Raw genomic sequence first — 4,281 nt, forward strand, 5'->3', positions numbered from 1 at the left:
CAAAGCCCCGCAGCGAAATGCCAATCACCCTGAAGCCTTTTTCTACCAGGTATTGATACTGGTACTCGTACATGGCATTATTCAAAGGCCATCCGTGAATCAATACAATCGGCTGTCCTTCGCCCAGGTCGACAACATGTAGACGAACATTTTTCTCTACTTCAACATACTCTTGTCTTCCGGCTGAGGCTGGTACTCTTTTCCCCTGAGCAAATACTGTATAGGTCAGTGACAGTAGAAAAGCGGTGGTTAAAATTGCTGTTTTCATGGTTCTAAAAAATTTAAGTTTTGACTGAATAATGTGATGTGTAATAGCTGAATTAGAGGAGTTGTGCCTCCAGCGTGATGGTGAGACTGTATGCTTTGCTTACAGGACAATTTTCTTTCGACTGGTGAGCAATCCTGAAGAACTGATCCTGCGATATGCCTGGTACTTTTGCCTGAAGCTTGAGCGCTGATTTGGAAATAATCCCATCTTCTAGTGAGACAACAGCTTCCGTGCTAACTTCCTCTGGGATAAATCCAGCTCTTGTGAGGTCAGCGCTGATTTGCATGGTAAAACATCCGGCATGTGCTGCTGCCATTAATTCTTCAGGGTTTGTTCCCTTTTGATTTTCGAACCTCGTCACAAAAGAGTATGGAGCTTTGTTGAGGATTTGACTTTGGGTGGTAAGGTTACCGCTTCCTTTCTTTAAGGTGCCGCTCCACACGGCATTTGCTGAACGTTTCATGTAGTTTTACTTTTGTGTTTGTGATTAATTTGATATCACAAAATTGCAGTGAAATACAGGGCAGGAAAATGGACAGATAGCGATGATACTTGTACATTTTTCCCGAGAGATACTTTCAAAGCCTTTTCTATGCTGGCAGCTTGGACGAAGGCAGGAAAAAATAATTGCGGTAGCTAGCTCCCCTTTGATTGATGCAATGATTAGGCAAAGGTGGCAATCCAGATTGTACTTTATATAAGAGGACTGAAAGCTTTCGATTTTAGGAAAAAAATGAAAGCTTTCAGTAAGATAAACTTGGTTCTTCAGGAGTCATATTGGATTTAAAACCCAACTCCTGATCAAGTTATGAGGATATAAAACAGCTTGATGACCTATACTTTTAGCGGATAATCTTCAGCGACTGAATTTTTTCGTCTCTAAAAACAAAAATAAAGTTCATTATAAGAGGACTTTCCTCGAATGTTCCTGAAACTTCTGCTAACAGAATACCTGCTGGTTCACGATGAGTATATTCAAGGGGTTTCATCATTGTACTAAACCTTTTGTTAGCTTTGTCTATCCAATGTTGAATTTCTACTTTCCCTTTGTGGGTTTTATCTTCGTCAAACACTATGGCAGTTTCTGAAAAACAATTTGCAAAAGCGGTGCTATTGTGACTGACTTGAGCCTTTACTAAATCTGACACCTCGTTTGGCAAATTCAGGGTTTTCATGATCTATGTTATGGAATGGTAATCTTGCTTATTAGATAGTCGGGATCGTTTCACCGTCAATGATATATTCTGTTCCGGCCCAATAAGCCGCTCTTGGCGATACAAAAAAACCATCCATTTCAGCAATTACATCAGGCTGTGTAGGCCTTCCCACAGGTATGCCACCCAGTGCTTCCATGACGCTTTGTGTCGCTTCTTCAACAGAAATGTTTGAGTTTTCAGAAATTCGTTCCATCATGCTTGAATCAGGCCTTAAACGAGGCGTTTTGGTCTGACAAATGAAACTCATTGTATTAATTCCAGAACTGGATAATCGGTATAACCTTTTTCTCCCCTTGTGTAAATTGTAGCAGCATCCAATTCGTTTAACGGAGCATTTAATTTGAAACGTTCTACAAGATCGGGGTTGCTAATAAAAGGTTTACCAAACGACACTAAATCTGCACTACCTGTTTCGATAGCCTCATTCGCAGAACGGGCTTCAAAACCCCCGTTGATGATATAATTACCCTTGTAAAAATTCCTATAGTGTTTTGCGGTATTTAAAATATAGGTTTGCGGGTCAAGCGTATCATAGGAGAAGCCCGAAATGTGCAGATAGGCAAGATCGTATTCATTTAACTTAGTGCAGATGTATTCATACAATGCCACCGTTTCGTCGTCAGTAGTTATTCCGAATGTGTTGGTAAGTGTTGGGGAAATCCTTACACCTACTTTATTTAAACTTATACTTTCGCCTACCTTTTCTAATATTTCAAACAGAAACCTACTTCTGTTTTCAATCGATCCACCATATTGATCGGTTCGGATATTGGCACATTTTGCAAAAAACTGGTTGATTAAATATCCATTTGCAGCGTGGATTTCAACACCATCAAACCCTGCATCCATTGCATTAACAGCTGCTTGCTGATAATCTGTGATGGTTTGATGAATATCTTCCAGTGTCATTGCTTTAGGAGTTACGGTATCCTCTTTACCCTGATGTGTATAGGCATAAAATTGAGGATTGATAGCCGAAGGAGCCAACGGTAATTCTCCATTAATTAAATCGGGGTGAGAAATACGGCCTACGTGCCAAAGCTGGGCAAAAATCTTCCCTCCTTTTTCGTGTACAGCATCTGTTGTCAGTTTCCATCCATTTATTTGGGGCTTTGAATAAATGCCTGGCACATAGATATATCCTGTTGCCCGTGGGCTTATGGTTGTTCCTTCTGTGATAATTAATCCTGCCGAAGCTCTTTGGCTGTAATAGGTTGCATGAAGTTTAGTTGCTGCCAATGCATCATTATCTGCACGACTTCTGGTCATCGGTGCCATAACAATTCTGTTAGCTAGTGCTAATGTCTTTGACTGATAAGGTTCGAATAATTTCATTTTGCTTTCATTTTAAACAAAACTGGGCTATATTCAGACTATACACAAGTACGGCAAAAGGATTATCGTACGGCATTATTTTAGTGTACGGCAAAGTTTTGCCCTGCTAAAAATTGAAAATTATGTACGAAAGAAAAATCGAAATAAATTACAAATGCGGCGTTCTTATTACGTCTGAAATTATTAGCGGTAAATGGAAAGCTTGTTTACTCAACAGGATTCATGAGGGCTTAAGAAGACCCCATGAATTGCAACGAGCTATGCCTGATGCTTCACGCAGAGCACTCAATATGCAACTAAACGAATTAGAACAGCATGGTATCATCAAAAAAGAAATATTTCCTGTGTTGCCTCCAAAGGTTGAATATTCATTAACAAAAGAAGGTGAAAGCTTACTGCCGGTATTGAAAGCAATGGAAAGTTGGGGATTACAGTACCGTGAAAAATTTCTTGAGCTTATAGGCAAGCCTGTTGAGCAATCAAATTGATGAAGAAACATCAGGTAAGAATGTGTTTGCAAAAGCAGGGATGAACAATACTCCATCAGCTATGTGCAAGCATTAGCTGCGATTCGGGCTCGACATTAAATTTTCAGCTTTAGTTCATGCCTTCAACAAGCTTTTTCAGTTGGTATTTATATCGAATTCAACAATCAATGCCCCCCCCTTCCTTTGCAAATACTCTACCTTTACCTGCTTATATGGAATTTCTCTACAGGAACATCTTATTGTAAACCTAAATGAGAGTAATCCCCCTTGATTCAAAGTCAGGCTGGTGATCCTCCTTTAGCCACCAATCTTCAGCGACTGAATTTTCCCGTCTCTGAATACAAAATTATAGTTTAGTATAATTGGGCTTCCTTCAAATGTTCCTGAAATTTCTGCCAACAGAATACCTGTTGTTTCACAATGAGTATATTCGAGAGGCTTCATTACCGTATTAAACTTTTTGTTTGCCTGGTCTATCCACTGTTGAATTTCAATCCTTCCTTTGTGCGTTTTACTCTCGTCAAACACAACGGCAGTTTCTGAAAAACAATCAGCAAAAGCCGCACTGTCGTGATTGGCTTGTGCATTCACTAAATCTAGTACCTCGTTTGGTAAGTTCATCGTTTTCATAATTAATGTATTTGAATGGTGATTCAGCATATTAGATAGTTGGAATTGTTCCTCCGTCAATGATGTATTCCGTACCGGTCAGATAACCTGCTCTTGGCGATACCAAAAAGCCAACCAGTTCTGCAACTTCTTCGGGTTCTGCAGGTCTGCCCATGGGTATTCCGCCTAATGCATCCATCACGCTTTGCGTGGCTTGCTCTATAGTACTGCTCGAGCTTTGGGCAATGCGCTCCATCATTCTCTTGGCAGAGGTAGTCATGATCCATCCGGGTGAAACGGTGAGCACTCGCACGCCTTGAGGGGAAACCTCCTTTGACAATGCTTTGCTGTAATTGATTAAACC

Annotated in this window: 8 protein-coding genes; 1 reads left to right on the top strand and 7 read right to left on the bottom strand. The window is 40.3% G+C overall.

Annotation, left to right across the window (positions count from 1 at the left end; all coding sequences use genetic code 11):
* The 5 genes from KWJ01_RS12910 to KWJ01_RS12930 all read right to left on the bottom strand — a co-directional run.
* Positions 1–268, bottom strand: a 268-nt coding sequence (locus KWJ01_RS12910) for an alpha/beta fold hydrolase (RefSeq protein WP_370634713.1), incomplete at its 3' end; no start/stop codon positions are given.
* Between the two features lie 52 nt (positions 269–320).
* A complete protein-coding gene (locus tag KWJ01_RS12915; RefSeq protein ID WP_224996868.1) occupies positions 321–731 on the bottom strand; it encodes an OsmC family protein in 411 nt (136 codons plus the stop codon).
* 379 nt (positions 732–1,110) lie between these two features.
* Complete coding sequence (locus KWJ01_RS12920; protein WP_224996869.1) at positions 1,111–1,443, bottom strand: nuclear transport factor 2 family protein; 333 nt, start codon at positions 1,441–1,443, stop codon at positions 1,111–1,113.
* Between the two features lie 31 nt (positions 1,444–1,474).
* A complete protein-coding gene (locus tag KWJ01_RS12925; protein WP_224996870.1) occupies positions 1,475–1,681 on the bottom strand; it encodes a hypothetical protein in 207 nt (68 codons plus the stop codon).
* 47 nt (positions 1,682–1,728) lie between these two features.
* Positions 1,729–2,820, bottom strand: coding sequence for an alkene reductase (locus KWJ01_RS12930; RefSeq protein WP_224996871.1), 1,092 nt, complete (start codon positions 2,818–2,820; stop codon positions 1,729–1,731).
* A gap of 122 nt (positions 2,821–2,942) precedes the next feature.
* On the opposite strand from KWJ01_RS12930, the gene KWJ01_RS12935 reads away from it, so the two are divergent.
* Entirely contained in the window at positions 2,943–3,308 is a 366-nt protein-coding gene (locus KWJ01_RS12935) for a helix-turn-helix domain-containing protein (RefSeq protein ID WP_224996872.1), read from the top strand.
* Positions 3,309–3,605: 297 nt separating this feature from the next.
* Here the strand turns inward: KWJ01_RS12935 and KWJ01_RS12940 are convergent, their stop codons facing one another.
* Positions 3,606–3,938: a nuclear transport factor 2 family protein gene (locus KWJ01_RS12940; RefSeq protein ID WP_224996873.1), complete on the bottom strand. Its 333-nt coding sequence runs from the start codon at positions 3,936–3,938 to the stop codon at positions 3,606–3,608.
* Positions 3,939–3,969: 31 nt separating this feature from the next.
* Positions 3,970–4,281 (bottom strand): SDR family oxidoreductase (locus KWJ01_RS12945; protein WP_224996874.1); only part of this gene is annotated, 312 nt, incomplete at its 5' end.

It is taken from the genome of Cesiribacter sp. SM1 (assembly GCF_020178975.1).
GTDB lineage: Bacteria > Bacteroidota > Bacteroidia > Cytophagales > Cyclobacteriaceae > Cesiribacter.

Coding starts and splice junctions, on each gene's coding strand:
- KWJ01_RS12915 (WP_224996868.1), bottom strand. CDS start 731: ATGAAACGTTCAGCAAATGCCGTGTGGAGCGGCACCTTAAAGAAAGGA.
- KWJ01_RS12920 (WP_224996869.1), bottom strand. CDS start 1,443: ATGAAAACCCTGAATTTGCCAAACGAGGTGTCAGATTTAGTAAAGGCT.
- KWJ01_RS12925 (WP_224996870.1), bottom strand. CDS start 1,681: ATGATGGAACGAATTTCTGAAAACTCAAACATTTCTGTTGAAGAAGCG.
- KWJ01_RS12930 (WP_224996871.1), bottom strand. CDS start 2,820: ATGAAATTATTCGAACCTTATCAGTCAAAGACATTAGCACTAGCTAAC.
- KWJ01_RS12935 (WP_224996872.1), top strand. CDS start 2,943: ATGTACGAAAGAAAAATCGAAATAAATTACAAATGCGGCGTTCTTATT.
- KWJ01_RS12940 (WP_224996873.1), bottom strand. CDS start 3,938: ATGAAAACGATGAACTTACCAAACGAGGTACTAGATTTAGTGAATGCA.